Source organism: Actinotalea soli, assembly GCF_017565425.1.
GTDB lineage: Bacteria > Actinomycetota > Actinomycetes > Actinomycetales > Cellulomonadaceae > Actinotalea > Actinotalea soli.
Genome location: NZ_JAGEMK010000003.1, coordinates 362,350 through 385,612, shown reverse-complemented (window position 1 = coordinate 385,612; position 23,263 = coordinate 362,350). Strand labels below are relative to the sequence as shown.

At 73.2% G+C, this 23,263-nt stretch carries 23 protein-coding genes; 16 read left to right on the top strand and 7 right to left on the bottom strand.

Going from position 1 to position 23,263, the window contains the following annotated elements:
* Positions 1-6 precede the first annotated feature (6 nt).
* Positions 7-933 (bottom strand): hypothetical protein, encoded by a 927-nt coding sequence (locus tag J4G33_RS08810; RefSeq protein WP_208055548.1) that lies wholly within the window; start codon positions 931-933, stop codon positions 7-9.
* Between the two features lie 17 nt (positions 934-950).
* Entirely contained in the window at positions 951-1,904 is a 954-nt protein-coding gene (gene dapD, locus J4G33_RS08805) for a 2,3,4,5-tetrahydropyridine-2,6-dicarboxylate N-succinyltransferase (protein WP_208055547.1), read from the bottom strand.
* A 70-nt stretch (positions 1,905-1,974) separates the two neighbouring features.
* On the opposite strand from dapD, the gene dapE reads away from it, so the two are divergent.
* The 6 genes from dapE (at position 1,975) to J4G33_RS08775 (ending at position 8,225) form a co-directional block, all read left to right on the top strand.
* Positions 1,975-3,093: a succinyl-diaminopimelate desuccinylase gene (dapE, locus tag J4G33_RS08800; protein ID WP_307793822.1), complete on the top strand. Its 1,119-nt coding sequence runs from the start codon at positions 1,975-1,977 to the stop codon at positions 3,091-3,093.
* A 9-nt stretch (positions 3,094-3,102) separates the two neighbouring features.
* On the top strand, positions 3,103-3,963 hold the full coding sequence (locus tag J4G33_RS08795; protein ID WP_208055545.1) for an LOG family protein: 861 nt from the start codon (positions 3,103-3,105) through the stop codon (positions 3,961-3,963).
* Entirely contained in the window at positions 3,960-4,886 is a 927-nt protein-coding gene (gene folP, locus J4G33_RS08790) for a dihydropteroate synthase (RefSeq protein WP_208055544.1), read from the top strand. Before J4G33_RS08795 ends, folP begins: the two co-directional genes overlap by 4 nt.
* A complete protein-coding gene (locus tag J4G33_RS08785; protein ID WP_208055543.1) occupies positions 4,883-6,256 on the top strand; it encodes a hypothetical protein in 1,374 nt (457 codons plus the stop codon). Before folP ends, J4G33_RS08785 begins: the two co-directional genes overlap by 4 nt.
* A 144-nt stretch (positions 6,257-6,400) precedes the next feature.
* The gene (locus tag J4G33_RS08780) at positions 6,401-6,568 is read left to right on the top strand and encodes a DUF3117 domain-containing protein (RefSeq protein ID WP_208055542.1); all 168 of its coding nucleotides are present in this window, start codon (positions 6,401-6,403) and stop codon (positions 6,566-6,568) included.
* Between the two features lie 49 nt (positions 6,569-6,617).
* Positions 6,618-8,225: a leucyl aminopeptidase family protein gene (locus tag J4G33_RS08775; protein WP_307793821.1), complete on the top strand. Its 1,608-nt coding sequence runs from the start codon at positions 6,618-6,620 to the stop codon at positions 8,223-8,225.
* A gap of 52 nt (positions 8,226-8,277) precedes the next feature.
* On the opposite strand, the gene J4G33_RS08770 is transcribed toward J4G33_RS08775, so the two are convergent.
* Positions 8,278-8,910 carry an O-methyltransferase gene (locus tag J4G33_RS08770; protein WP_208055652.1) on the bottom strand — a complete coding sequence of 211 codons (633 nt, stop codon included), beginning with the start codon at positions 8,908-8,910 and terminating at the stop codon, positions 8,278-8,280.
* Positions 8,911-9,061: 151 nt separating this feature from the next.
* Between J4G33_RS08770 and sigE the strand changes: the two genes are divergently transcribed.
* From sigE to J4G33_RS08740, 6 genes are read left to right on the top strand one after another with little or no spacing between them, the layout of a single operon-like run.
* Complete coding sequence (sigE, locus tag J4G33_RS08765; protein ID WP_307793820.1) at positions 9,062-9,712, top strand: RNA polymerase sigma factor SigE; 651 nt, start codon at positions 9,062-9,064, stop codon at positions 9,710-9,712.
* Positions 9,709-10,725 carry a zf-HC2 domain-containing protein gene (locus J4G33_RS08760; RefSeq protein WP_208055540.1) on the top strand — a complete coding sequence of 339 codons (1,017 nt, stop codon included), beginning with the start codon at positions 9,709-9,711 and terminating at the stop codon, positions 10,723-10,725. The genes sigE and J4G33_RS08760 overlap by 4 nt, the downstream gene beginning before the upstream one ends.
* On the top strand, positions 10,713-12,077 hold the full coding sequence (locus J4G33_RS08755) for a S1C family serine protease (protein ID WP_208055539.1): 1,365 nt from the start codon (positions 10,713-10,715) through the stop codon (positions 12,075-12,077). Before J4G33_RS08760 ends, J4G33_RS08755 begins: the two co-directional genes overlap by 13 nt.
* A 26-nt stretch (positions 12,078-12,103) precedes the next feature.
* Positions 12,104-12,511, top strand: coding sequence for a twin-arginine translocase TatA/TatE family subunit (locus J4G33_RS08750; RefSeq protein WP_208055538.1), 408 nt, complete (start codon positions 12,104-12,106; stop codon positions 12,509-12,511).
* Positions 12,512-12,559: 48 nt separating this feature from the next.
* Positions 12,560-13,600 (top strand): tryptophan--tRNA ligase, encoded by a 1,041-nt coding sequence (gene trpS / locus J4G33_RS08745; RefSeq protein ID WP_208055537.1) that lies wholly within the window; start codon positions 12,560-12,562, stop codon positions 13,598-13,600.
* Positions 13,597-14,142, top strand: a complete 546-nt coding sequence (locus J4G33_RS08740) for a 2'-5' RNA ligase family protein (protein ID WP_208055536.1) — start codon at positions 13,597-13,599, stop codon at positions 14,140-14,142. Before trpS ends, J4G33_RS08740 begins: the two co-directional genes overlap by 4 nt.
* 50 nt (positions 14,143-14,192) lie before the next feature.
* Here the strand turns inward: J4G33_RS08740 and J4G33_RS08735 are convergent, their stop codons facing one another.
* The 4 genes from J4G33_RS08735 to sdhC form a co-directional block, all read right to left on the bottom strand.
* Positions 14,193-14,966 carry a succinate dehydrogenase iron-sulfur subunit gene (locus J4G33_RS08735; protein WP_208055535.1) on the bottom strand — a complete coding sequence of 258 codons (774 nt, stop codon included), beginning with the start codon at positions 14,964-14,966 and terminating at the stop codon, positions 14,193-14,195.
* A complete protein-coding gene (sdhA, locus tag J4G33_RS08730; RefSeq protein ID WP_208055534.1) occupies positions 14,966-16,747 on the bottom strand; it encodes a succinate dehydrogenase flavoprotein subunit in 1,782 nt (593 codons plus the stop codon). The genes J4G33_RS08735 and sdhA overlap by 1 nt, the downstream gene beginning before the upstream one ends.
* A gap of 67 nt (positions 16,748-16,814) precedes the next feature.
* Positions 16,815-17,273 (bottom strand): succinate dehydrogenase hydrophobic membrane anchor subunit, encoded by a 459-nt coding sequence (locus tag J4G33_RS08725; protein WP_208055533.1) that lies wholly within the window; start codon positions 17,271-17,273, stop codon positions 16,815-16,817.
* A complete protein-coding gene (sdhC, locus tag J4G33_RS08720; protein WP_208055532.1) occupies positions 17,273-17,656 on the bottom strand; it encodes a succinate dehydrogenase, cytochrome b556 subunit in 384 nt (127 codons plus the stop codon). Before sdhC ends, J4G33_RS08725 begins: the two co-directional genes overlap by 1 nt.
* A gap of 189 nt (positions 17,657-17,845) precedes the next feature.
* Here sdhC and J4G33_RS08715 point away from each other — a divergent pair, with 189 nt between their 5' ends.
* From J4G33_RS08715 to J4G33_RS08700, 4 genes are all read left to right on the top strand, one after another.
* On the top strand, positions 17,846-18,985 hold the full coding sequence (locus J4G33_RS08715; RefSeq protein ID WP_208055531.1) for a mannose-1-phosphate guanylyltransferase: 1,140 nt from the start codon (positions 17,846-17,848) through the stop codon (positions 18,983-18,985).
* Between the two features lie 56 nt (positions 18,986-19,041).
* Complete coding sequence (locus J4G33_RS08710) at positions 19,042-20,259, top strand: amidohydrolase (RefSeq protein WP_208055651.1); 1,218 nt, start codon at positions 19,042-19,044, stop codon at positions 20,257-20,259.
* Positions 20,260-20,433: 174 nt separating this feature from the next.
* A complete protein-coding gene (locus tag J4G33_RS08705) occupies positions 20,434-21,519 on the top strand; it encodes a BMP family lipoprotein (protein WP_208055530.1) in 1,086 nt (361 codons plus the stop codon).
* A 142-nt stretch (positions 21,520-21,661) separates the two neighbouring features.
* Positions 21,662-23,236, top strand: a complete 1,575-nt coding sequence (locus J4G33_RS08700) for an ABC transporter ATP-binding protein (protein ID WP_208055529.1) — start codon at positions 21,662-21,664, stop codon at positions 23,234-23,236.
* Positions 23,237-23,263: the final 27 nt, after the last annotated feature.

Below are 23,263 nucleotides of genomic sequence, written 5' to 3'. Positions count from 1 at the left end.
AGGCCCTCAGTCAGCGAGGGTCACGCGCACCAGTCCGGCGGGGACGGGATCCTCGGCGGTCTGCCACTGTGCCGTCCCGCGGCTCCAGGTCTGGTCGCCGTAGGACACCTCGGTGACCTCGTGCGCGTCGGCGAGGGCGACGGACCACTGGGCGACTCCCCAGCCGAGCCTCTCGGTCCCCGCCTCGTCGACCGCGACCTCGAGGGCCGAGCCGGCGACGGAGATGCTCACGGTCTGCGCCTCGGCGGTGGTCGTGAGCAGTCCCGCGTAGTCGCGCTCGACGCGAGCCGCGAGGAGGTCAGGGTCCCCGGTGGCCTCGGGCTCGGGCAGCGTGCACGTGAGCGCGGCCGGGGAGTACCCGGTGAGGGCCGAGGCCCAGGCCCGCGACCTCACCTCGTGCTGGGCGTACGCGTCGGGGAACCCTGAGCGCTGGACGGCCTGGGCCGCCTCGGTCACCGCCATCTCCTGGTACCCGTCGACGGTCACGAGTCCGTCGTAGAAGGCCCCCGTCGAGTACACCGGGTCCATGATCTGCTCGACGGTGCCCCAGCCCTGGGACGGGCGCTGCTGGAAGATGCCGACCGAGTCGCGGTCCCCGTAGTCGATGTTGCGCAGCTTGGACTCCTGCAGCCCCGTGGCGATCGCGATCGTCGCGGCGCGGGCAGGCAGGTCGCGCCGCACGGCCGTCGCCGTCAGCAGGGCAGCCGTCTCGGCCTGGTCGGTGGCCAGGTACCACGAGGTGCCCTCGGCGGAGGCTGCGCAACGCACCGGCTCCTGCGCGTCCCCCGTCAGGGCGCCCAGGCCCGCCGAGACGCCGATGCCGGCCAGCGCCACGAGGCCTCCGAAGACCGCGGTGCCGAGGGTCACCCGCACAAGGGTGCGCCGGCGTCGCTGCGCACGACGGCGCCGGGACGCGGGGGAGTGGTGGGTCATCGATCTCGACGGGCTGCTCAGTTGGCGTGCAGCGCCGCGTTGAGGGTCACGCCGGTGCCGTCACGGCGCAGCACCTCGACGGCGCCGGTCACCGAGTTGCGGCGGAAGAGCAGCCCGTCGGTGCCAGCGAGCTCCCGGGCCGCGACCACCGTCGGCTCGGCCCCGACCAGGGTCACCTTGGTGCCGGCCGTGACGTACAGGCCCGCCTCGACGACGCAGTCGTCGCCGAGGGGGATCCCGAGCCCGGCGTTGGCACCCAGGAGCGAGCGCCGGCCGACCGAGATGGTGACCTTCCCGCCTCCCGAGAGGGTGCCCATGATCGAGGCACCGCCGCCGATGTCGCTGCCGTCTCCCACCACCACCCCGGCAGAGATGCGTCCCTCGACCATCGAGGTGCCCAGGGTCCCGGCGTTGAAGTTCACGAAGCCCTCGTGCATGACCGTGGTGCCCTCGGCGAGGTGCGCGCCGAGCCGGACGCGGTCGGCGTCGGCCACGCGGACGCCGGTGGGCAGCACGTAGTCGACCATGCGCGGGAACTTGTCGACGCCGTGCACGGTCGGGGCGACCCCGTGCTCGGCGCGCAGACGCAGACGGGTCTGCTCGAAGCCGTCGACCGCGCAGGGCCCACGGTCGGTCCAGACCACGTTGGGCAGGACGCCGAAGAGGCCGTCGAGGTTCTGCCCGTGGGGGGCGACGAGGCGGTGGGACAGCAGGTGGAGCCGCAGGTACGCGTCGGCGGTGTCGGCCGGCGCGGCGTCGAGGTCGATCACGGTCGTGACCACCGTCGTCCGCACACCGCGGGCGGGGTCCGGGCGCTCGAGCTCGACCAACCGGTCCCGCTCGGCGTCGTGCTCGGTCCCGGGACCGTCCCCCAGGCGAGGCTCGGGGAACCAGACGTCGAGGGTGGTTCCCGGACCGGCGGTGCCGGTGACCGTCGCGAGTCCGTGGGCCCAGGCGGTGCGCTGCGTCATGCGGTCCAGCCTACGGGCCACGCCTCCGGTGTCCTGCACTCCGAGACGTCGCGGGCGTAGGGTCCTGCGCGTGACCAGCACCTCCTCCCGCACCGTGCCCGCGCACCCGCCCCTCGACCTCCACGGGGACCTGGTCGACCTGACCCGGGCCCTGTGCGACCTGCCCTCGGTGAGCGGCGACGAAGGGCCGCTCGCTGACCTGGTCGAGGCCGCCCTGCGCGGGTACGACCACCTCGAGGTGCTGCGGGACGGCAACGCGGTGGTCGCGCGCACCTCCGTCGGCCACCCCGAGCGGGTCGTGGTCGCCGGGCACCTCGACACGGTCCCGATCGCCGACAACCTCCCGACCGAGCTCCGCGAGACCGACGGCACGGTCGAGCTCTGGGGGCGCGGCACCGTCGACATGAAGGGCGGGGTGGCCGTCCAGCTCGCCCTCGCGGCACGGGTCACCGCGCCGGTCCGCGACGTCACGTGGGTGTTCTACGACCAGGAAGAGGTCGAGGCCGAGAGGAACGGGTTGGGACGCCTCGTGCGGGACCACCCCGACTGGCTCGCCGCCGACTTCGCGGTGCTCTGCGAGCCGACCCGCGCGGCGATCGAGGGCGGGTGCAACGGCACGCTGCGCGCCGAGGTCCGCACCACGGGCCGGGCGGCGCACTCCGGCCGGGCGTGGCTCGGGGTCAACGCGATCCACGGCGCGGCCCCGGTCCTCAGCAGGCTCGCCGACTACCGCCCGCGCACCGTCACGGTCGACGGGCTCGACTACCGCGAGGGCCTCAACGCGGTCGGCATCCGTGGGGGCATCGCGGGGAACGTCATCCCGGACGAGTGCGTGGTGACGGTCAACTACCGCTTCGCCCCGGCCTCGAGCCCCGAGCAGGCCGAGGCGCACGTGCGTGAGGTCTTCGCAGGGTTCGAGGTCACCGTGACCGACCTGGCCCCGGGGGCGAGGCCCGGACTCGACCATCCCGCCGCGGCCCGATTCGCCGCGGCGGTCGCCGACCTCACGGGTCGTGCGCCGGCGGCCAAGGAGGGGTGGACCGACGTCGCGCGCTTCTCCGCCCTGGGGGTGCCGGCGGTCAACTTCGGTCCCGGCGACCCCAGCCTGGCCCACGCCGACGACGAGCGGTGCCCCGTGCAGGACGTGACGGCGTGCTTCGAGGGGCTCGAGGCCTGGTTGACCTCCTAGAGTCGAGCCATGACAGCTGACCAGGGGAACGCAGGGACGCAGCAGGACCGTGACGTCGAGCGCGAGCAGCACCACGGGTACCGGCGGGGGCCGGTGCTGCTGCGCGGCGGGCAGGTCCCACGGACGACGAGCGACCAGAACCTCCTCGCCCGCGGTGGCGGGGCCGACTGGGTGCACGCGGACCCGTGGCGGGTCATGCGGATCCAGAGCGAGTTCGTGGAGGGGTTCGGGGCCCTGGCCGAGGTGGGCCCGGCGGTGAGCGTCTTCGGCTCGGCCCGCACCAAGCCGGACCAGCCCGAGTACCGGATCGGCAGCGAGGTCGCCCGCGGTCTCGTCGAGGCCGGCTACGCGGTGATCACGGGCGGTGGGCCAGGCATCATGGAGGCCGCCAACCGTGGCGCCAAGGAGGCCGGCGGCCTGTCGGTCGGGCTGGGCATCGAGCTGCCGTTCGAGCAGGGCATGAACCGATGGGTCGACCTCGGCGTCAACTTCCGGTACTTCTTCGCCCGGAAGACGTGCTTCGTCAAGTACTCGCAGGGCTTCGTCGTCCTGCCCGGGGGTTTCGGCACCTTCGACGAGCTCTTCGAGTCGCTCACCCTGGTGCAGACGCACAAGGTGACCGAGTTCCCGATCGTCCTGGTCGGCCGCTCCTACTGGCAGGGCCTGCTCGACTGGCTGCGGGGCCCCGTGCTCGACCAGGGCACGATCAGCGCGCGGGACCTCGACCTCATCGAGCTGGTCGACGACCCGGCCGAGGCCGTCCGCCTCGTGTGCCAGCGGGGTGCGGAGCTGCGTGCCGAGGAGGAGGCCGCGGTCACCGAGAACGCCGCGGCCGAGCAGGAGGCCGAGCGGGCCTCAGAGCTGGGATGAGCACGCGGGTCGGCGTGCCGGCCCAGGGCGTCCCGCTGCGCCTGCGCGGCCGGGTCCTCGCCCCGGGCCGGCCCGCGGTGATGGCTGTGGTGAACCGCACGCCGGACTCCTTCTACCCCGCGGCGCGCTCGGCCGACGACGAGTCGGCGCTGCGGGCCGTCGAGCAGGCTGCCGAGGCGGGTGCGGACCTCGTCGACATCGGCGGGGTGCGGGCGGGTCGTGGCGCCGTCGTGGAGGTGGCCGAGGAGCTCGACCGGGTCCTGCCGGTGGTCCTCGCGGTGCGCGCCGCCTTCCCTGACCTGCCCATCAGCGTCGACACCTGGCGCGCGGAGGTGGCAGAGGAGGTCGTCGCGGCCGGGGCCGACCTGATCAACGACACCTGGGCCGGGCACGATCCTCGCCTCGTCGAGGTCGCCGGCCGGAACGGCGTGGGGGTCGTGTGCTCGCACACCGGAGGACTGGCCCCACGCACCGACCCGCTCCGGCCCGCCTACCCGGCGGGGCCCGAGGCCGAGGACCCGCTGGACGGCGTGCTCGAGGACGTCCTCGCGACGGTGGGAGCCGGCGCTGCGCGGGCCGTCGCCGCCGGGGTCGACCCGGCCTCGGTGCTCGTCGACCCGACCCACGACTTCGGCAAGAACACCTGGCACTCGGTCCACCTGACCCGTCGGACCGAGCGGCTGGTCGCCCTCGGGCACCCGGTGCTCATGGCGCTGAGCCGCAAGGACTTCGTGGGGGAGTCCCTCGACCTGCCCGTCGAGGAGCGGCTCGAGGGCACCCTCGCGGCGACGGCCGTGGCCGCCTGGCAGGGGGCCACGGTCTTCCGCACCCACGACGTGCGCCCGACCCGTCGCCTCGTGGAGATGGTCGCGGTGCTGCGGGGCGACCTGCCCCCGGCGCGAGCCGTGCGCGGTCTGGTGTGACGCAGCCGCCTCCGGTCGGGCCCGCCCCGGGACGGCCCGCCGGGCTGCTGCGGCCGCGCACCTGGCCGTGGTGGGTGCAGGTCCTCGTGGTGCACGGGCTCGCCCGCCTCCTCAGCGCCGGGGTGCTCGCCGCGGTGGCCAGGACGCAGGCCACGAACCCGTGGACCGGCGCGGCGCCGTCCTACCTCGAGTACGCGGGGCTCATGTGGGACGGGAGCTGGTACCGGCAGATCGCCGAGGGCGGTTATCCCGAGGGTCTGCCCCGCGGCGAGGACGGCCGGGTGCTGCAGAACGCCTGGGCGTTCTTCCCCCTCTTCCCGACCCTGGTCCGGGCCGGGTCCGCCCTCACCGGCCTGCCGTGGCAGGTGCTCGCACCGACCCTGGCCCTGGTCCTCGGTGCCGCAGCGGTGCTCGTCGTGCACCGGGTCGTCGTGCTGGCCCTGACCAGGCCCACGGGGAGCGGTGGGCCCGCCGTGGACTCGCCCAGGGCCACGCGGGCGGGTCTGGTCGCCGTGATGCTCCTCAGCACCGCGGCAGCCTCGCCCGTGCTCCAGGTGGCCTACACCGAGTCCCTCGCGCTGCTGCTCCTCGCCGCCGTGCTCTGGTGCGTGCTGAGCCACCGCTACCTGCTCGCGGTCCCGCTGGTGCTGGCCCTGGGTCTGACCCGGGCGGTCGCCCTGCCCGTGCTCGTCGTGGTGGTCGTGCACGCCCTGGTGCGGTACCGGGCGGCGCGCTCCTGGAGGGCCCGGTCCTGGACGGCGCAGGTGCCGCCGCACGGGTCGCCGACGAGCGGTCCGGTGCCGGGGTCGGTCACCCTCGTGCCCGACGGGGTGACCGGCTTCTCGCCCCGAGACCGGTGGCGGCTGCTGGTCCTCGCGCTGGCCGCTGCCCTCGCGGGGGTCCTCTGGCCCACCTGGGTGGGGCTCGCCACGGGCGAGCGCGAGGCGTACGTGCTCACCCAGGCGGCCTGGCGGGCCCGGCAGGAGGTGCTGCCCGTCCTGCCCTGGATCGACGTGGCCACCTGGCTGCTGGGCGGGTTCGGCCCCGTCCTCCTCGGCGGGCTCGTCCTGGTGGTGGGGCTGGCCCTGGCCTCGCGGCCGGCGCGACGGGTGGGGCCGGAGCTCAGCGCGTGGACAGGGGCCTACGCCGCCTACCTGCTCGTGGTCGTCGAGCCCGGCACGAGCCTGGTGCGGTTCTCTCTCCTGGCGTTCCCGGTCGCGGTCATGGTGGCTCTCGTGGTCCTCGACCTGGGCAGACCCTGGGCGCGCCGGCTGGCCCTGGCGGGCCTCGTGACGGCCGGCGTCGTGGCCCAGGTCGCCTGGGTGGCCCTGCTCTGGCGACTGGTGCCGCCCTCGGGCTGGCCGCCGTGAGACCGAGGAGCCCGCGTGGTGAACTAGACTGATCTCGGACATCCGTCCTCTCGAGGCCCGGTGACGGCGCCCGGCCCGTGCCGGAGCGGCGCCCGGAACAGGCCGACCTGGGGGCGGGCAAGGACGGACGGGGAGGATTCACCGATGGCTGCGATGAAGCCGAGGACCGGTGACGGGCCGCTCGAGGTCACCAAGGAGGGTCGTGGCATCGTGATGCGCGTGCCCCTCGAGGGTGGAGGTCGCCTGGTCGTCGAGCTCAACGCGACCGAGGCCCGCGAGCTCGGGGAGGCCCTCGGCTCCGTCGTGAGCTGAGCGCGCCACCTCTGCACGAGGGTCGTACCCCGAGCGTCGAAGGAGCGTTGTGCCCGGATCCCACCGTCGCCGGTCGGCCGAGGCCGACGTGACCGCGCCCTGGCCCCCCGAGCTGCCTCGTGTCGAGGCCGCCCGCGGAGTCGTCGCGACGAGCACGTTGCTGACCGAGCCCGACGTCGACGCCCTGGTCCTGCCGGTCGCGCCGGCGGCCGAGGGCGAGGACGGCGTGCAGCCACGCAGCGGGACCGTCGACGCGGCGGTCCGCTACGGCATCGACCTCGCGGAGATCGCCGAGCGTCTCGGCGTGCGCGGGACGGCGGGGGAGGCCCACGTCCTGCCGCTGCCGCGGGCGATCGGCGGCGGAGCCGACCTCCCGTGGTCGGATCTTCCTTCTCGTGTGCTCCTCGTCGGCCTGGGGGACGGATCCCCGGTGGCGCTGCGCCGCGCCGGCGCGGCGATCGCCCGGTCGACCCGAGGGCTCGGACGGGTCGTCACGACCGTCGGCGCCGACGCCGGTGCGGTCGGCGTGCGGGCCCTGGTCGAGGGCTACCTGCTCGGCGCGTACAGGCACCCCCGGGTCACGGACCGGGCGTCAGGCCCCGCGGCCGCGAGGGCTCTCGTCCTGCTCGGGAGGTACGCCGAGTCAGCGATCGACTCCGCACGCCAGGTGGCCGCGGCCACCTGGACCGCGCGGGTGCTGACCGTCACGCCCTCCTCGACCAAGAACCCTGCGTGGATGGCCGAGCAGGCCGTGGCCCTGGGGGCTGCGGCCGGCCTCGAGGTCGAGGTCCTCGGCCCCGAGGAGCTCGTGGCCCGCGGCTTCGGGGGACTGGTGGCGGTCGGTGCGGGTTCCGACTCGGGGCCGCGCCTCGTGACCGTCCGCTACGAGCCGCGGCCCGAGGGGTCGCGCTCCGGGGCGCTGCCCCGGCACGTCGTCCTGGTGGGCAAGGGCATCACCTACGACACGGGTGGCATCTCGATCAAGCCACGCGAGTCCATGGTCGCGATGAAGACCGACATGGCAGGCTCGGCGGTCGCCCTGGCCACCGTGCTCGGAGCCGCCGCGGCGGGGGTCCGCCACCGCGTGACGGCTCTGCTGCCCCTCGCCGAGAACGCCGTGGGTGCCTCGTCCTACCGGCCCGGGGACGTGCTGCGCCTGTACGGCGGCACCACGGTGGAGATCGCGAACACCGACGCCGAGGGGCGCCTCGTCCTGGCTGACGCCCTGGCCCACGCCGACCGCGACCTCGACCCTGACGTCCTGATCGACGTCGCGACCCTCACCGGAGCCGCCACCCTGGGCCTCGGCCGCCAGCACGGCGCCCTCTACAGCCCGGACGAGCGCCTCGCGTCGGCCCTCGTCCAGGCCGGCCTGGAGAGCGGCGAGCGCCTGTGGCGCATGCCCCTCGTCGAGGACTACCTCCCGGCGACGGCCTCGACCGTCGCCGACCTGCGCCACGTGCCGAGCGACCCCACGATCGGCGGTGGATCGATCACCGCGGCGCTCTTCCTCCGGGAGTTCGTCGGGCGCCGACGCTGGGCGCACCTCGACGTCGCAGGACCGGCCCGGGCGGCTGCGGCCTCCCACGAGGTCCCCGAAGGGGCCACCGGCTTCGGCACGAGGGTCCTGCTCCGCTGGTTGTCCCAGCTGCGCTGAGCCCCTCTCGCGGTCTCGGTCGGCGGCACCCCGACCCTCGTGGCTCGAGGGGTCAGCGACGCGAGGCGAGCAGCAGTCCGTCTCCGCTCGGCACCAGGGCGGGCATGACCCGTTCGTCGTCGCGGAGGCCGCGGACCACCTCCCGCAGCGTCGTGGTCACCTCGTCCCGGCGGGCAGGGTCGGGCAGCCGGTCGTGGTGCAGGGCGTGCGCGATCGCCAGGACTCCCCCCGGACGCAGCAGGCGGAGGCCCTGCCGGACGTGCTCGGGCAGCTCGAGCGGGTCCCCGTCCGCCAGGACCAGGTCGTAGGCCCCGTCGGTCAGGCGCGGCAGGACGTCGAGGGCGCGGCCGGTGATCGTGCGTGCCCGCGTGGGCCGGACCCCGTCCTCGGTGAACGCCTGCTTCGCGGCCCGCTGGTGCTCGGCCTCGCTGTCGATGCTCGTGAGCACTCCGTCGGGGGTCATGCCGCGCAGCAGCCACAGCCCGGAGACCCCGGCCCCGGTCCCGATCTCCACGACCGTCGAGGCGCGCAGGGCCGAGGCGAGAAGCTGCAGCAGCGCCCCGGTACCGGTCGACACCGGGGTGCACCCCAGCTGGGCCGCGCGGTCCGTGGCGCGGAGCAGGACGTCGTCAGAGGGGAGGAAGTCCTCGCTGAAGGCCCAGCTCGCGGACTTGTCGGTGGAGATGGTGTCCCTCCCGGGGCAGGTGCGATCGACGTGCCCCGATGCTACCGCCGGGCTGGAACACGCCGACCGCGCCACGCGTTCTGGGTCTGGGAGGATGGGTCTCGTCGCACGGTGCGGCGAGGACGACCGTCCGGCGAGGGAGGGAGCACGCGTGCGGCCACTGCGCACCCCCCGTGCCGCGGCACCCGAGCCTCGGGCCGAGGACGACGTCCGTCCGGTCGTCGGTCCCGACGAGCCGTACGTCCCGCCGTCGTGGGAGCAGATCGTCACCGAGCACTCTGCCCGGGTGTACCGCCTCGCCTACCGGCTCACCGGCAACCAGCACGACGCCGAGGACCTCACCCAGGAGACCTTCGTCCGGGTCTTCCGGTCCTTGTCGAGCTACACCCCGGGGACCTTCGAGGGATGGCTGCACCGCATCACGACGAACCTCTTCCTGGACCAGGTGCGCCGTCGCCGACGCATCCGCATGGATCCCCTCGGGGACGACGCCGACGGCGTCGCCGGACCGGCCGGCCCGGGTACCCCTGAGCGTGGGTTCGAGCACGCGAACCTCGACCAGGACGTCCAACGGGCCCTGGACCTGCTGTCCCCCGAGTACCGCGCCGCCGTCGTCCTGTGCGACATCGAGGGGCTGTCCTACGAGGAGATCGCCGCCACCCTGGGCATCAAGCTCGGCACCGTGCGGTCCAGGATCCACCGGGCCCGGGCCCAGCTCCGCACGACCCTCGCGCACCGCGACCCGCACCCGGCCGCCGTCGAGCCCGTCGAGCTCGAGCCCACCTCGCGAGGTGCGCGATGACGCACCTCGGCACACGGGTGAGCGCCCTCGCCGACGGGCAGCTGAGCGCTGCCGAGACCGACCAGGCCATGTCCCACGTGGCGGGGTGCCCCGAGTGCGCGGCCGAGCTCGCCGCGGCCCGCGCCGCGCACCGCGCCCTGGCCGCGGCGATGGACGTCCCGGTCGCCCCCGGCCTCACGGCACGTCTGGTGGCCCTCGGGGCGGCGGACCGCACGGACAGCGCGCCGGGCCCCACCCGCGCCGACCACCGACGGGCAGCACCCCGGTCGGCCGCGCGCCTGACCGACGACTCGATCCCCCTTCCCGGGTCCCACGGACCGGGGATGCCGCCCGGGTGCCTCGACGGCACCCTCGGACGCCGACGTGGTGTCCCCGGCCGGGTGCTGGGCGCCGCCGCGCTGGGGGTCGGGGTCGTCGCCGCGGGTCTCTTCTCCCTCGGGGAGCAGCCCACGGTGACCCCGGAGACCCACCGCGCGGCAGCACTCACGCTCCTGGCCCAGGCCCCCTCCGGTCCGGGCTCGACCGGCGGCGTGGTGCCCGTCTCCTCGGGAGCCGGGGGCCAGCAGCCCGGGAGCCTCGACGCCGTCGACTCGGTGGACGGCGTCCTGGCATGGATGCGCGAGCACGGCTGGACCTGCCCGGTCGGGCTGCCCGAGGGCTACCAGGTCACCGACCTCAGGGTCGAGGAGGACGGCGCGCGGGAGCTCGAGCTCGACCTCCGGGGGAGCCGCGGCACCGTGGTGCTGACCCAGCAGCACGGTCTCCTCGACGCGGCGGCCCTGGCGGGGACACGGGTGGTCGAGGTCGAGGGGCGCGAGGTCCATGTGCTGTCCACCTCGCCCTGGCACGGGGTCTGGCAGTCGGGGGACACCGTGATCTCGGTGGTCGCCGAGGTGCCCGAGGCCGACGTCAACCTCCTCATCGCCGCGCACCCCGACCGCACCTACGATTCCGGCGTCCCGGCCCGCATCTCGCGCGGGTGGCGCACCGTGGCAGGAGCATGGAACCCGTGAGCACCGAGAACAACCCTTTCGCCCCGCCGTCGGGCTACCCCCGGCAGGAGGAGCCCGCGCGCGGGCCGGCCCCTGCACCGCTGTCGAGCCCAGCAGCGCCGGCCGGGCAGGCGTCGCCGGGCCCGGCGACGAGCACCGGCTGGGCGAGCACCACGTGGCAGCAGTCCGGCACGCGGGACGCCCCCGAGGAGGGCGTCCCGGGTGCGCCGATGCCGCCGCTCGACAGCTGGGGCCGTCCCCAGCCTCGTCCCCGCGAGCAGGCCAGCCGTGGGCTGGGTGCTGGCGCGGTCGTCCTCGTGGTGGTGCTCGCACTGGTCGCGGGGGCCCTGGGCAGCTGGGGCTTCCAGCAGCTCGCGCTCGACGCGGCCCCGCGCGACGTCCCCCTGCCCGTCTCGGCGAACGGGGAGCGCGCCCCCGAGCTGACCGGGGTGGCGGACATCGCCAGCCAGGTGCTCCCGTCGGTCGTGTCGATCGAGGTGCGCGGCTCCGCGGGGGCCGGCACCGGCTCGGGGTTCGTGCTGCGCGAGGACGGGTACATCCTCACCAACAACCATGTGGTGAGTGCCGCGGCTGAGGGCGGGGCGCAGATCGCGGTGCTCTTCTCCGACGGCAGCGAGCACCCGGCCGAGCTCGTGGGTCGGACCAGCGAGTACGACCTCGCCGTGCTCAAGGTCGACCTCCAGGGCCTCACGCCCCTCGCCCTCGCCGACTCGGACGCCGTGGTGGTGGGTGACCCGGTGGTGGCGATCGGTGCGCCGCTCGGCCTGCGCGGGACCGTGACGACGGGCATCGTGAGCGCCCTCAACCGGCCGGTCTCGGCCGGTGACGCGGAGGAGACCGCCTTCATCAACGCGATCCAGACCGACGCCGCGATCAACCCGGGCAACTCGGGAGGCCCGCTGGTCGACGCGACCGGGGAGGTCATCGGCATCAACTCGGCGATCGCCCAGCCCCCCGGCCTGAGCGCCACCGGGGGCAGCATCGGCCTCGGCTTCGCGATCCCCTCCAACCAGGCACGCCGGACCGCCGAGGAGCTCATCGAGACCGGGACGGCGACGTACCCCGTGATCGGCGTGCTCCTCGACTCGCGGTACACGGGGGAGGGGGTCCAGGTCTCGACCGAGGCCCAGCAGGGTCAGGAGCCGGTGACCCCCGACGGCCCCGCCGACCGCGCGGGGATCCAGCCGGGGGACGTGATCCTCGCGATCGACGGACGACCCGTCACCGAGGCCGACGAGCTGATCGTGGCGATCCGCGCCAAGGCCCCGGGCGACGCCGTCGTCCTGACCCTGCGCTCGGAGGACGAGGCGCGCGAGGTCCGCGTGGTGCTCTCCGAGCTGTCCGGAGGGTGACGGCGTGACGGGGTTAGGCTGACGCGGTGTTCGGGATCAACGGGGCGGAGCTCGTCGTCCTCCTCGTCGTCGGTCTCCTGGTGGTGGGCCCGGAGCGGCTGCCGCGCTACGCCGAGCAGCTCGGGACCTGGGTCCGGTCGGCGCGCGGCTTCGTCGGCACGGCCAAGGAGCGCGTCGCCGCCGAGCTGGGCGAGGAGGCCGAGGACGTCGACTGGGCCTCCCTCGACCCGCGGCGCTACGACCCGCGCCGGATCGTCCGCGAGGCGCTCCTCGACGACCCCGCGCCCCCCGCCCAGCCCCGGCCCTGGGGGCACGGCTCGAGGTCGGCCGGCGCCGCCGCGGCCGTCGGTGCCGGCGCGGCCGTGACGGCGGGCCACCCCCAGGAGGAGGTCCCGAGCGACGCAGGCGCCCCCTTCGACGACGAGGCCACCTGAGCCCGGCCGTGTCCTGGAGCTCGGCCCGGACCTGTCAGAATGCTCTGCATGTCCAACGCGGCGCACTCGACCTCGGCACGGCCACGCATCCTCTCCGGGATGCAGCCCACCTCGGACTCGCTCCACCTGGGCAACTACCTCGGCGCACTGACGAGCTGGGTGGCCCTGCAGGACGACTACGACGCCTACTACACGGTCGTGGACCTGCACGCGCTCACCGTCGGGCCGGACCCGACCGCCCTGCGCGAGCGCACCCGCCGCACCGCCGCGCAGTACCTGGCCGCGGGCGTCGACCCCGGCCGCTCGGTGCTCTTCGTGCAGAGCCACGTGCCCGAGCACACCGAGCTCGCCTGGGTGCTCTCGTGCCACACGGGCTTCGGCGAGGCCTCGCGCATGACGCAGTTCAAGGACAAGTCCGCCAAGCAGGGGGCTGAGGGCACCACGGTCGGGCTCTTCACGTACCCGGTGCTCATGGCCGCCGACATCCTGCTCTACGACGCCGCCCTGGTCCCGGTCGGCGAGGACCAGCGGCAGCACCTCGAGATCACCCGTGACCTCGCGCAGCGCCTCAACAGCCGGTTCGGCGAGACCTTCGTGGTCCCCGAGTCCCACATCGTGCGGGAGACGGCGAAGATCTACGACCTGCAGGACCCGACGGCGAAGATGAGCAAGTCGACCTCGACCCCCAACGGCCTGGTGGACCTGCTCGACCCGCCCAAGACCATCGCCAAGCGGATCCGCTCGGCGGTCACGGACACCGAGCGGGAGATCCGGTTCGACCGCGAGGCGAAGCCGGGCATCGCGAACCTGCTGACGATCCACTCGGCCCTGAGCGGCACGCCCGTCGAGACCCTCGTGGAGCAGTACCAGGGCAAGGGCTACGGCGACCTCAAGGTCGACCTCGCCGACCTCGTCGTGGCCTTCGTGACCCCCTTCCAGGAGAAGGTGCACGGGTACCTGGACGACCCCGACGCCCTGGACGACGTGCTCGCCGAGGGGGCGGAGAAGGCCCGGACCGTCGCCCGGGGCACCCTGGCCCGGGTGTACGACCGGATCGGGCTGCTGCCGGCCCGGGGTGCCCGCGCGTGAGGCTTCCGGAGCGCGCTCAGGGCCAGGTGCGGATCGGGATCGCCCTCGAGGTCCCGCCGCCCTACGGCCCTGCGCTGCAGCGTGCCCGCGCGGCCTGCGGCGATCCCCTCGCGCAGGACATCCCGCCCCACGTGACCCTGCTGGGACCGACGGTCGTGGACCCCGAGGAGCTCGAGGTCGTCGGGCACCACCTGACCGACGTCGCGAAGCGGCACGCGCCGTTCACGGTGCACCTGCGTGGCACGGGGACCTTCCGCCCCGTCTCGGCCGTGGTCTTCGTCCAGGTGGTGCAGGGGATCGCGGAGTGCGAGCAGCTCGAGAGCGCCGTCCGCTCGGGCCCGCTGGCCCAGGACACCCGCTTCAACTACCACCCGCACGTCACGGTGGCCCACGACGTCCCCGAGGAGGCCCTGGACAAGGCCTTCGAGGACCTCGCGGGCTTCGACGCCTCGTTCCAGGTGGACAGCATCCAGGTCTACGAGCACGGCGATGACGGCGTGTGGCGACCGGTGCGGTCCTTCCGCCTCGCCGCGGAGCGCTGAAGGGCCCGTCAGCGGCTGCTGACGGGCCCTTCAGGGGGTGCTGAGGGAGCTCAGAAGGCGCGGGTGATCATCGCCCGCTTGACCTCCTGGATCGCCTTGGTGACCTCGATGCCCCGTGGGCACGCCTCGGTGCAGTTGAAGACCGTGCGGCAGCGCCACACGCCCTCCTTGTCGTTGAGGATCTCGAGGCGCTGCTCGGCACCCTCGTCGCGGCTGTCGAAGATGAAGCGGTGGGCGTTGACGATCGCCGCGGGCCCGAAGTACTGGCCGTCGTTCCAGAAGACCGGGCAGGCCGAGGTGCACGCCGCGCACAGGATGCACTTGGTGGTGTCGTCGTAGCGCTCACGCTGCTCGGCGGACTGCAGCCGCTCGGCCGAGGGGGCGTTCCCGCTCGTGATGAGGAAGGGCATGATCTCGCGGTAGGAGGCGAAGAACGGCTCCATGTCGACGACGAGGTCCTTGACCACGGGCAGGCCCTTGATGGGCTCGATGGTGATCGGCTTGCTCGGGTCGAGGTCTTTCAGCAGGGCCTTGCAGGCCAGGCGGTTGCGCCCGTTGATGCGCATCGCGTCCGAGCCGCAGATGCCGTGGGCGCAGGACCGACGGAACGTCAACGAGCCGTCGACCTCCCACTTGATCTTGTGCATGGCGTCGAGCACGCGGTCCGTGCCGTAGGCCGTGACCGTGAACTCCTCCCAGTAGGCCGCAGCCTCGCTCGCCTCGGGGTTGAAGCGGCGGATGCGCAGGGTGACGTCGAAGCTCGGCACGGCGCCCACCTCGGGCGTGGCGTCGGGCGCTGCGGAGTTCTCCAGGACTGCGGTCATCAGTACTTACGCTCCATCGGCTGGTAGCGGGTCATGGTCACCGGCTTGGTCCCGAGGGTGACCTCGGTCTCGTCAGGGGTCGCGCCCCGGCGCAGGTAAGCCATGGTGTGGTGCAGGAACTTCTCGTCGTCGCGGGTGGGGAAGTCCTCACGGAAGTGGCCTCCTCGCGACTCCTCACGAGCCAGGGCCCCGGCGACGACGACCTCGGCGAGGTCGAGGAGGAAGCCGAGCTCGATGGCCTCGAGCAGGTCGGTGTTGAAGCGCCGCCCCTTGTCCTGGACGCTCACCGAGAGGTAGCGCTTCTTGAGGGCACGGACGTCGTCCCGAGCCTTCTCGAGGGACTCGGCGGTGCGGAAGACCTGGGCGTTGGCGTCCATCGTCTCCTGCAGCTCACGGCGCACGTCGGCGACCCGTTCGCCCGCGGCCTTGTCCCGCATCCGCTCGATCTCCCCGATCACGAGGGCCGTCGGGTCCTCGGGCAGGTCGACCCAGTCGGCGGTCGCGGCGTAGGCCGCGGCGGCGATGCCGGCCCGCTTGCCGAAGACGTTGATGTCGAGCAGCGAGTTGGTCCCCAGCCGGTTGGCGCCGTGCACCGAGACGCAGGCGACCTCGCCGGCGGCGAAGAGCCCGCCGACCACGTCCGTCGGGTTGCGCAGCACCTCGGCGTCGATGGTCGTCGGCACCCCGCCCATCGCGTAGTGGGCCGTCGGGTAGACGGGCACCGGCTCGGTGTAGGGCTCGACGCCGAGGTAGGTGCGGGCGAACTCGGTGATGTCCGGGAGCTTGGCGTCGATGTGGGCCGGCTCGAGGTGGGTCAGGTCGAGCAGGACGTAGTCCTTCTCGGGACCGCACCCGCGTCCCTCCCTGACCTCGTTGGCCATCGCCCGGGCGACCATGTCCCGCGGGGCGAGGTCCTTGATGGTCGGGGCGTAGCGCTCCATGAAGCGTTCGCCCTCGCTGTTCCGCAGGATCCCGCCCTCGCCGCGGGCGGCCTCAGACAGCAGGATGCCGAGCCCGGCCAGGCCTGTCGGGTGGAACTGGAAGAACTCCATGTCCTCGAGGGGGATGCCCCGGCGCAGGGCCAGGGCCATGCCGTCCCCGGTGAGGGTGTGGGCGTTCGAGGTGGTCTTGAAGATCTTGCCCGCACCACCGGTCGCGAAGACCACCGACTTGGCCCGGAACACGTGGATCTCGCCCGTGGCGAGCTCGTAGGCGACCACGCACGAGGCCCGGACGGGGGTGCCCTCGGGGACCTCCCCGGTCGAGAGGTCCTCGGTGAGCAGGACGTCCAGCACGTAGAACTCGTTGAAGAACGAGACCTCCTGCTTGACGCACTGCTGGTACAGCGTCTGCAGGATCATGTGGCCGGTGCGGTCCGCGGCGTAGCAGGAGCGGCGGACGGCCGCCTCGCCGTGGTTGCGCGTGTGGCCGCCGAACCGTCGCTGGTCGATGCGACCCTCGGGGGTGCGGTTGAAGGGCAGGCCCATCCGCTCGAGGTCCAGGACCGCCTCGATGGCCTCCTTGGCCATGACCTCCGCGGCGTCCTGGTCGACCAGGTAGTCGCCGCCCTTGACGGTGTCGAAGGTGTGCCACTCCCAGTTGTCCTCCTCGACGTTGGCGAGGGCTGCGCACATGCCGCCCTGGGCCGCGCCGGTGTGGGACCGCGTGGGGTAGAGCTTGGTCAGCACCGCGGTGCGGGCGCGCGTGGAGGACTCCAGCGCTGCTCGCATCCCCGCGCCCCCCGCGCCGACGATGACGACGTCGTACTGGTGGGTCTGCATCAGGGGATCAGTCCTTCGTCGATCGGGTAGGTCAGCGGGGGCATCTCAGGGCCAGGGGCACCGGTGCTCAGGGGAAGCAGATCGAGGCGAGCAGCTCGGGATCCGCGCCGACCGGGCACGGGTCGAAGGTGAAGATCACCAGGGTGCCGAGCACGACGGTGATGGTGAACGCCAGGTAGAGGGCGCTCTTGAGCACCACGCGGGTCCCGCTGCGTTCGGCGTAGTCGTTGATGATCGTGCGGACCCCGTTGGTGCCGTGGATCATCGCGAGCCACAGCATCAGCAGGTCCCAGGTCTGCCACAGGGGCGAGGACCACTTGCCGCCGACGAACGCGAAGTCGATCGCGTTGATGCCGTCCCCGACCATGAGGTTCATGTAGAGGTGGCCGAAGATCAGCACGAGCAGCAGCACGCCGGACGCTCGCATGAAGAGCCAGCCGTAGAGCTCGTAGTTGGTCCTCGTCGACCTGCGGTTGCGCGGGGCGCGGGGCGCCGCGAGCTCGGGAGCCGTCGTGGTGTCGCTCATCAGTGCCCCCCTCCGAACACGTTCATGAGGTGGCGGGGCAGGAAGGCGGCCATCGTCACGACGACGAGGCCGAGCACGATCCACAGCATGACGCGCTGGTAGCGCGGACCCGAGGACCAGAAGTCGACGAGCATCACCCGGATGCCGTTGAAGGCGTGGAAGACGATGGCGGCGACCAGGCCGGCCTCGGCCAGACCCATGACGGGGTTCTTGTAGGCGCCGATGACGACGTTGTAGGCCTCGGGAGAGACCCGGACCAAGGACGTGTCGGCCACGTGGACGAGCAGGAAGAAGAAGATCAGGAACCCGGTCACCCGGTGGGCGACCCAGGACCACATCCCCTCGCGGCCGCGGTAGAGCGTGCCAGCCGGCGCTTCGGGCACTGGGGGTCCTCCCGGCAGGTCGAGGAGACGTCTGCGTCTCCCGGGTCATGTCACTGTACGTCTCGACTCTAACTGCCCCGGGCGTCCCCGCCGTGGTGGGCATGGGTCTTCGGTCCCTCCGCGGCATGCATTGTGACCAATCCCACAGGCTGCTGGGCCCGTGACGTCCCGGTGGCAGGATGCCTCGGCATGACCCCCCGCGAGGCCTCCGCCGACGCCACCGACCCTGCCCTCGGCTTCCGGGCCGTCGTCCCCGCCGGTGGTGCCGGGACGAGACTGTGGCCGTTGTCCCGGGCCGGCGCGCCCAAGTTCCTGCACGACCTCACCGGCTCGGGGCGCACCCTGCTCCAGGCGACGGTCGACCGGCTCGAGCCCTTGACCGGTCCCGGGGGGGTGGTGGTCGTCACCGGCCAGCGGCACCGCGAGGCCGTCCTGGCCCAGCTGCCCGGCCTCGACGCCTCCGCGGTCCTCGCCGAGCCCTCTCCCCGGGACTCGATGGCGGCGATCGGCCTGGCCGCCGCCGTGCTGCTCGAACGGGAGGGCGACGTCGTCCTGGGGTCCTTCGCCGCCGACCAGGTCGTCGACCAGGGTCCGGGGTTCGCCGCCGCGGTGCGCGAGGCTGTCGTCGCTGCCCGGGCGGGGTACGTGGTGACGGTCGGCATCCGGGCCACGGGCCCGTCGACGGCCTTCGGGTACGTCCGAGCGGGGGAGCCCCTGGGCGTGGCCGGGGCGCCGTCGGCCCGGCACGTGCGCGGCTTCACCGAGAAGCCCGACGCCGAGACCGCGGCCGCGTACCTCGCGACGGGGGAGTACCGCTGGAACGCCGGGATGTTCGTCACCCGGGCCCAGGTGCTGCTGGACCACCTGGCCGAGCAGCGGCCCGCCCTTCACGAGGGGCTGCTCCGGATCGCCTCGGGCTGGGACTCCGACCGACGAGGACGCCTGCTGGCCGAGACCTGGCCCACCCTCGAGAAGATCGCCATCGACCACGCGATCGCCGAGCCCGTCGCCGCGGCCGGAGGGGTCGCGGTCGTGCCCGGGGACTTCGCCTGGGACGACGTGGGTGACTTCGCCTCGCTCTCGACGCTGCTGCCCGAGCGCGGCACCGGGCCGAGGGTCCTCGGTGACGCCGCGGACGTGGTCAGCCTCGACGCCGAGGGCGGGGTCGTCGTGGCCGGCAGCGGTCGCGTCGTGACGGTCCTCGGGCTCGACGACGTCGTGGTGGTCGACACGCCGGACGCGCTGCTCGTGACGACGCGGGCCCGGGCCCAGGAGCTGCGCTCCGTGGTCGACGCCGTGCGCGAGCGGGGTCGCGAGGACCTGCTCTGACGACGGTCCGCGCCGGGGGCGCCTAGTCTCGGGGGGTGCTCGACGACGCCAGGACCATGACCGCCGACCGCGTCAACGCGCGTGTCGACGCCCTCGACGACGAGCTCGTGGCCCTGCGCCGCGACATCCACGCCCACCCCGAGGTGGGACGGACCGAGCGACGCACGACCGATCTGGTGCTGGACCGGCTGCGTGCCGCGGGCCTCGAGCCGCAGCGGCTGCCCGGGACCGGTCTGATCTGCGACATCGGACCGGGGGCGGTCACCACCGGTCGTCGACGCATCGCGCTGCGGGCCGACCTCGACGCGCTGCCCATCCCCGACGAGTGCACCGAGCCCTGGCGCTCGACCGTCCCGGGGGTCGCCCACGCCTGCGGGCACGACGTCCACACCGCGGCCGTCCTCGGCGCGGGCCTGGTCCTGGCCGAGGCCGCCGAGGCCGGTGAGCTGCCCACGGGGGTGCGGCTGCTGTTCCAGGCCGCCGAGGAGGTCCAGCCCGGGGGCGCCCTGGACGCCGTCGAGGCGGGGGCGATGGACGGCGTGGCCCAGGTCTTCGCGGTGCACTGCGACCCCAAGCTCGACGTCGGGCAGATCGGTTCGCGGATCGGACCGATCACCTCGGCCTCGGACGCCGTGACGGTCGTCCTCACCGCGGCAGGAGGGCACACCTCCCGCCCGCACCTGACCGGCGACGTGGTCTTCGCCCTCGGGCAGGTCATCACCCAGGTGCCGGCCGTCCTGGGGCGCCGGCTCGACCCCCGGGCCGGGGTCAACCTCACGTGGGGGCTCGTGCAGTCCGGCTCGGCCCACAACGTGATCCCCGGCAGCGGGACCCTGCGCGGCACGCTGCGCTGCCTCGAGGGCCGCTCGTGGGAGGACGCCGCCCGCGTGCTCCGCGATGCGGTGCACCACGCGGTCGCGGCCTACGACGTGCAGGTCGAGGTGCACCACCACCGCGGGGTGCCTCCGGTCGAGAACGACGCGGCCTCGACCCGGTTGCTCGACGCCGCTGCGCGCGAGGTGCTGGGTCCTGACGCGGTCACGCTGACCGAGCAGTCCCTGGGCGGGGAGGACTTCGCGTGGCTGCTGACCCGCGCCCCCGGGGCGATGGCACGCCTGGGCACCCGCACCCCCGGGGGACGGACCTTCGACATCCACCAGGGCGACTTCGAGGTCGACGAGCGGGCCATCGGGGTCGGGGCGAGGCTGCTCGCGCGCACCGCGCTGCTCGCCGGCTCGACCGACGCCGTGCCTCGGAACATTCCGAATGCGTAACAACAGGGGCCGTGCTACGCGTCGGTAACACCCGCGACACGACGCCCGGCTACTGTTCGACCCACAGCCGCTGGTCAGGTGCGGGCTGCCCCCGGATCGCGACGACGCGTCACGGGTGCGCCGCGATCTGTCCTGGTCAGCCCCGGCGTCGACGGATGAAACAGGAGTGACGACGTGAAGATTGCGACTCGAGCAGCGGTGCTGGTCACCGCTTCGGCTCTGGCCCTGGCGGCCTGCGGTGCTGCCCCCGAGGACGAGCCCGAAGAGACCACGGCGGGCGGCGAGGAGGAGACGGTCGACGAGATCGACTTCAAGGGCTGCATCGTCTCCGACCAGGGCGGCTTCGACGACCGCTCGTTCAACCAGGCCGGGTACGAGGGGCTCCAGCTCGCCCAGGAGTCCCTCGGCATCGAGACCGCCCAGGCCGAGTCGACCGCCGAGACCGACTTCGTCCCGAACATCGACTCGATGGTCAACCAGGCCTGCGACCTGACCGTGACGGTCGGCTTCCTGCTGGCCGGGGCCACGGGCGAGGCCGCCGAGGCCAACCCGGACGCGACCTTCGCGATCATCGACGACCAGTCGATCGACCTGCCGAACGTCAAGCCCATCGTCTTCAACACGGCCGAGGCCGCCTTCCTCGCGGGCTACCTCGCCGCGGGCTACTCGACCACGGGCACCGTGGCGACCTTCGGTGGCATGGCCATCCCGCCCGTCACCATCTTCATGGACGGCTTCGTCGACGGGGTCGCGCACTACAACGAGGTCAAGGGCGCCGAGGTCACGGTGCTCGGCTGGAACAAGGACGAGCAGTCCGGCGAGTTCACGGGCAACTTCGAGGACATCGCCGCGGGTCAGAACGTGGCGAACGCCTTCATCGACGCCGGTGCCGACGTGATCATGCCGGTCGCCGGCCCGGTCGGCGGTGGCGCGGCCTCGGCCGCCCAGGAGGCCGGGGACGTCGCCTTCATCGGCGTCGACTCCGACTGGTTCGACACCTCGCCCGAGTACGCCGACATCATCCTGACCTCGGTGCTCAAGCAGATGGGCCCGGCCGTCTTCGACGTCATCAACGAGTCGGTCCAGGGCAACTTCAGCAACGAGGCCTACGTCGGCACGCTCGAGAACGAGGGCGTCGCCCTCGCACCGTTCCACGACCTGGACAGCAGCGTCTCGGCCGAGCTGAAGTCTGAGCTCGAGGAGATCCAGGCGCAGATCATCGCTGGTGAGATCGTCGTGGAGTCGCAGTCGACCCCGTGACGCCTGCCGCACATCGCGGCTAGCACGTGCACGACGCCAGGTGGCGGGTCGGGGGTCCCCGGCCCGCCACCGCGGCGTGGATATCCTGTCGCCGAGGTACGACGGCGTACCGACAGCGGCCCCTGCTGAGGAGGACCCACCGGTGAAGCTCGAGCTTCGCGGTATCACGAAGCGGTTCGGACCGCTCGTGGCCAACGACCACATCGACCTGGTGATCGAGCCGGGCGAGATCCACGCACTCCTCGGCGAGAACGGGGCGGGCAAGAGCACCTTGATGAACGTGCTCTACGGCCTCTACGACCCCGACGAGGGCGAGATCCTCGTCGACGGGACGGCCAGGACCTTCGCCGGCCCCGGGGACGCGATGGCCGCGGGCATCGGCATGGTGCACCAGCACTTCATGCTCGTCCCGGTCTTCACCGTGGCCGAGAACGTCGTGCTCGGCCACGAGCCGACCCGCGGTGGCGGGCTGCTCGACCTGGCCGAGGCCCGGCGTCTGGTCCGGGAGATCTCCGACCGCTTCGGCTTCGACGTCGACCCCGACGCCCTCGTCGAGGACCTTCCCGTCGGTGTCCAGCAGCGGGTCGAGATCATCAAGGCGCTGAGCCGCGACGCCAAGGTCCTCATCCTCGACGAGCCGACCGCGGTGCTGACCCCGCAGGAGACCGACGAGCTCATCGGCATCATGCGCCAGCTCAAGGCCGCGGGCACCTCCATCGTCTTCATCACCCACAAGCTGCGCGAGGTCCGCGCCGTGGCCGACCGGATCACGGTGATCCGCCGCGGTGCGGTCGTCGGCTCGGCACGGCCCGATGCCGCCGAGACCGAGCTCGCCTCGCTCATGGTCGGCCGGGCGGTCTCCCTCGGCGTCGCGAAGTCCCCGGCCCGGGCCGGCGACGTCCGCCTCCAGGTCCGTGACCTCGTCGTGCGCTCGGCCACCGGGCAGCGCGTGGTGGACGGCATCAGCTTCGACGTCGCCTCCGGCGAGATCCTCGCGGTCGCGGGGGTCCAGGGCAACGGTCAGACCGAGCTCACCGAGGCGATCCTCGGCCTGCAGGCGCACGTCCACGGCTCGATCGAGCTCCGTGGCACGCAGCTGGTCGGGCGCACCGTCGACCAGGTCCTCGAGGCCGGGGTCGGGTTCGTCCCCGAGGACCGCAGCAAGGACGGACTGGTCAAGGAGTTCTCGATCGCCGAGAACCTGGTCCTCGACCTGCACGACAAGCAGCCCTACGCCCAGGGCTGGTCGATGCGCCCGCGGGTGATCCGTGAGAACGCCGAGCGCCGCGTGCAGGAGTTCGACATCCGCACCACGGGGGTCGAGCTCGCGGCCGCCAACCTCTCGGGGGGCAACCAGCAGAAGGTCGTCCTCGCCCGAGAGCTCTCCCGGCCCCTCGAGCTCTTCATCGCGAGCCAGCCGACCCGCGGGCTCGACGTCGGGTCCATCGAGTTCGTGCACGAGCGCATCGTGACCGAGCGCGACAACGGCACCCCCGTGATCATCGTCTCGACCGAGCTCGACGAGGTCGTGGCCCTGGCCGACCGGATCCTCGTGATGTACCGCGGTCGCATCGTCGGTCTCGTCCCGGGGAGCACGGACCGCGACGTCCTCGGCCTGATGATGGCCGGCGTCCCCGTCGACGAGGCCGTCGCCCAGGCAGCCGTGCACCGCACCGAGACCACAGCAGCAGGCACCGAGCAGGGAGGAGTGCTGTGAGCACCCCCGAGGACCACCAGAACGCGG

Bases quoted from the DNA above. Each gene is read 5' to 3' on its own strand.
- sdhA (WP_208055534.1), bottom strand. From the start codon at position 16,747: ATGCAGACCCACCAGTACGACGTCGTCATCGTCGGCGCGGGGGGCGCG.
- J4G33_RS08710 (WP_208055651.1), top strand. From the start codon at position 19,042: ATGACCGCCGACCGCGTCAACGCGCGTGTCGACGCCCTCGACGACGAG.
- folP (WP_208055544.1), top strand. From the start codon at position 3,960: ATGAGCACGCGGGTCGGCGTGCCGGCCCAGGGCGTCCCGCTGCGCCTG.
- trpS (WP_208055537.1), top strand. From the start codon at position 12,560: ATGTCCAACGCGGCGCACTCGACCTCGGCACGGCCACGCATCCTCTCC.
- J4G33_RS08715 (WP_208055531.1), top strand. From the start codon at position 17,846: ATGACCCCCCGCGAGGCCTCCGCCGACGCCACCGACCCTGCCCTCGGC.
- J4G33_RS08755 (WP_208055539.1), top strand. From the start codon at position 10,713: ATGGAACCCGTGAGCACCGAGAACAACCCTTTCGCCCCGCCGTCGGGC.
- J4G33_RS08725 (WP_208055533.1), bottom strand. From the start codon at position 17,273: ATGAGCGACACCACGACGGCTCCCGAGCTCGCGGCGCCCCGCGCCCCG.
- dapD (WP_208055547.1), bottom strand. From the start codon at position 1,904: ATGACGCAGCGCACCGCCTGGGCCCACGGACTCGCGACGGTCACCGGC.
- J4G33_RS08760 (WP_208055540.1), top strand. From the start codon at position 9,709: ATGACGCACCTCGGCACACGGGTGAGCGCCCTCGCCGACGGGCAGCTG.
- J4G33_RS08735 (WP_208055535.1), bottom strand. From the start codon at position 14,966: ATGACCGCAGTCCTGGAGAACTCCGCAGCGCCCGACGCCACGCCCGAG.
- J4G33_RS08795 (WP_208055545.1), top strand. From the start codon at position 3,103: ATGACAGCTGACCAGGGGAACGCAGGGACGCAGCAGGACCGTGACGTC.
- J4G33_RS08780 (WP_208055542.1), top strand. From the start codon at position 6,401: ATGGCTGCGATGAAGCCGAGGACCGGTGACGGGCCGCTCGAGGTCACC.
- J4G33_RS08810 (WP_208055548.1), bottom strand. From the start codon at position 933: ATGACCCACCACTCCCCCGCGTCCCGGCGCCGTCGTGCGCAGCGACGC.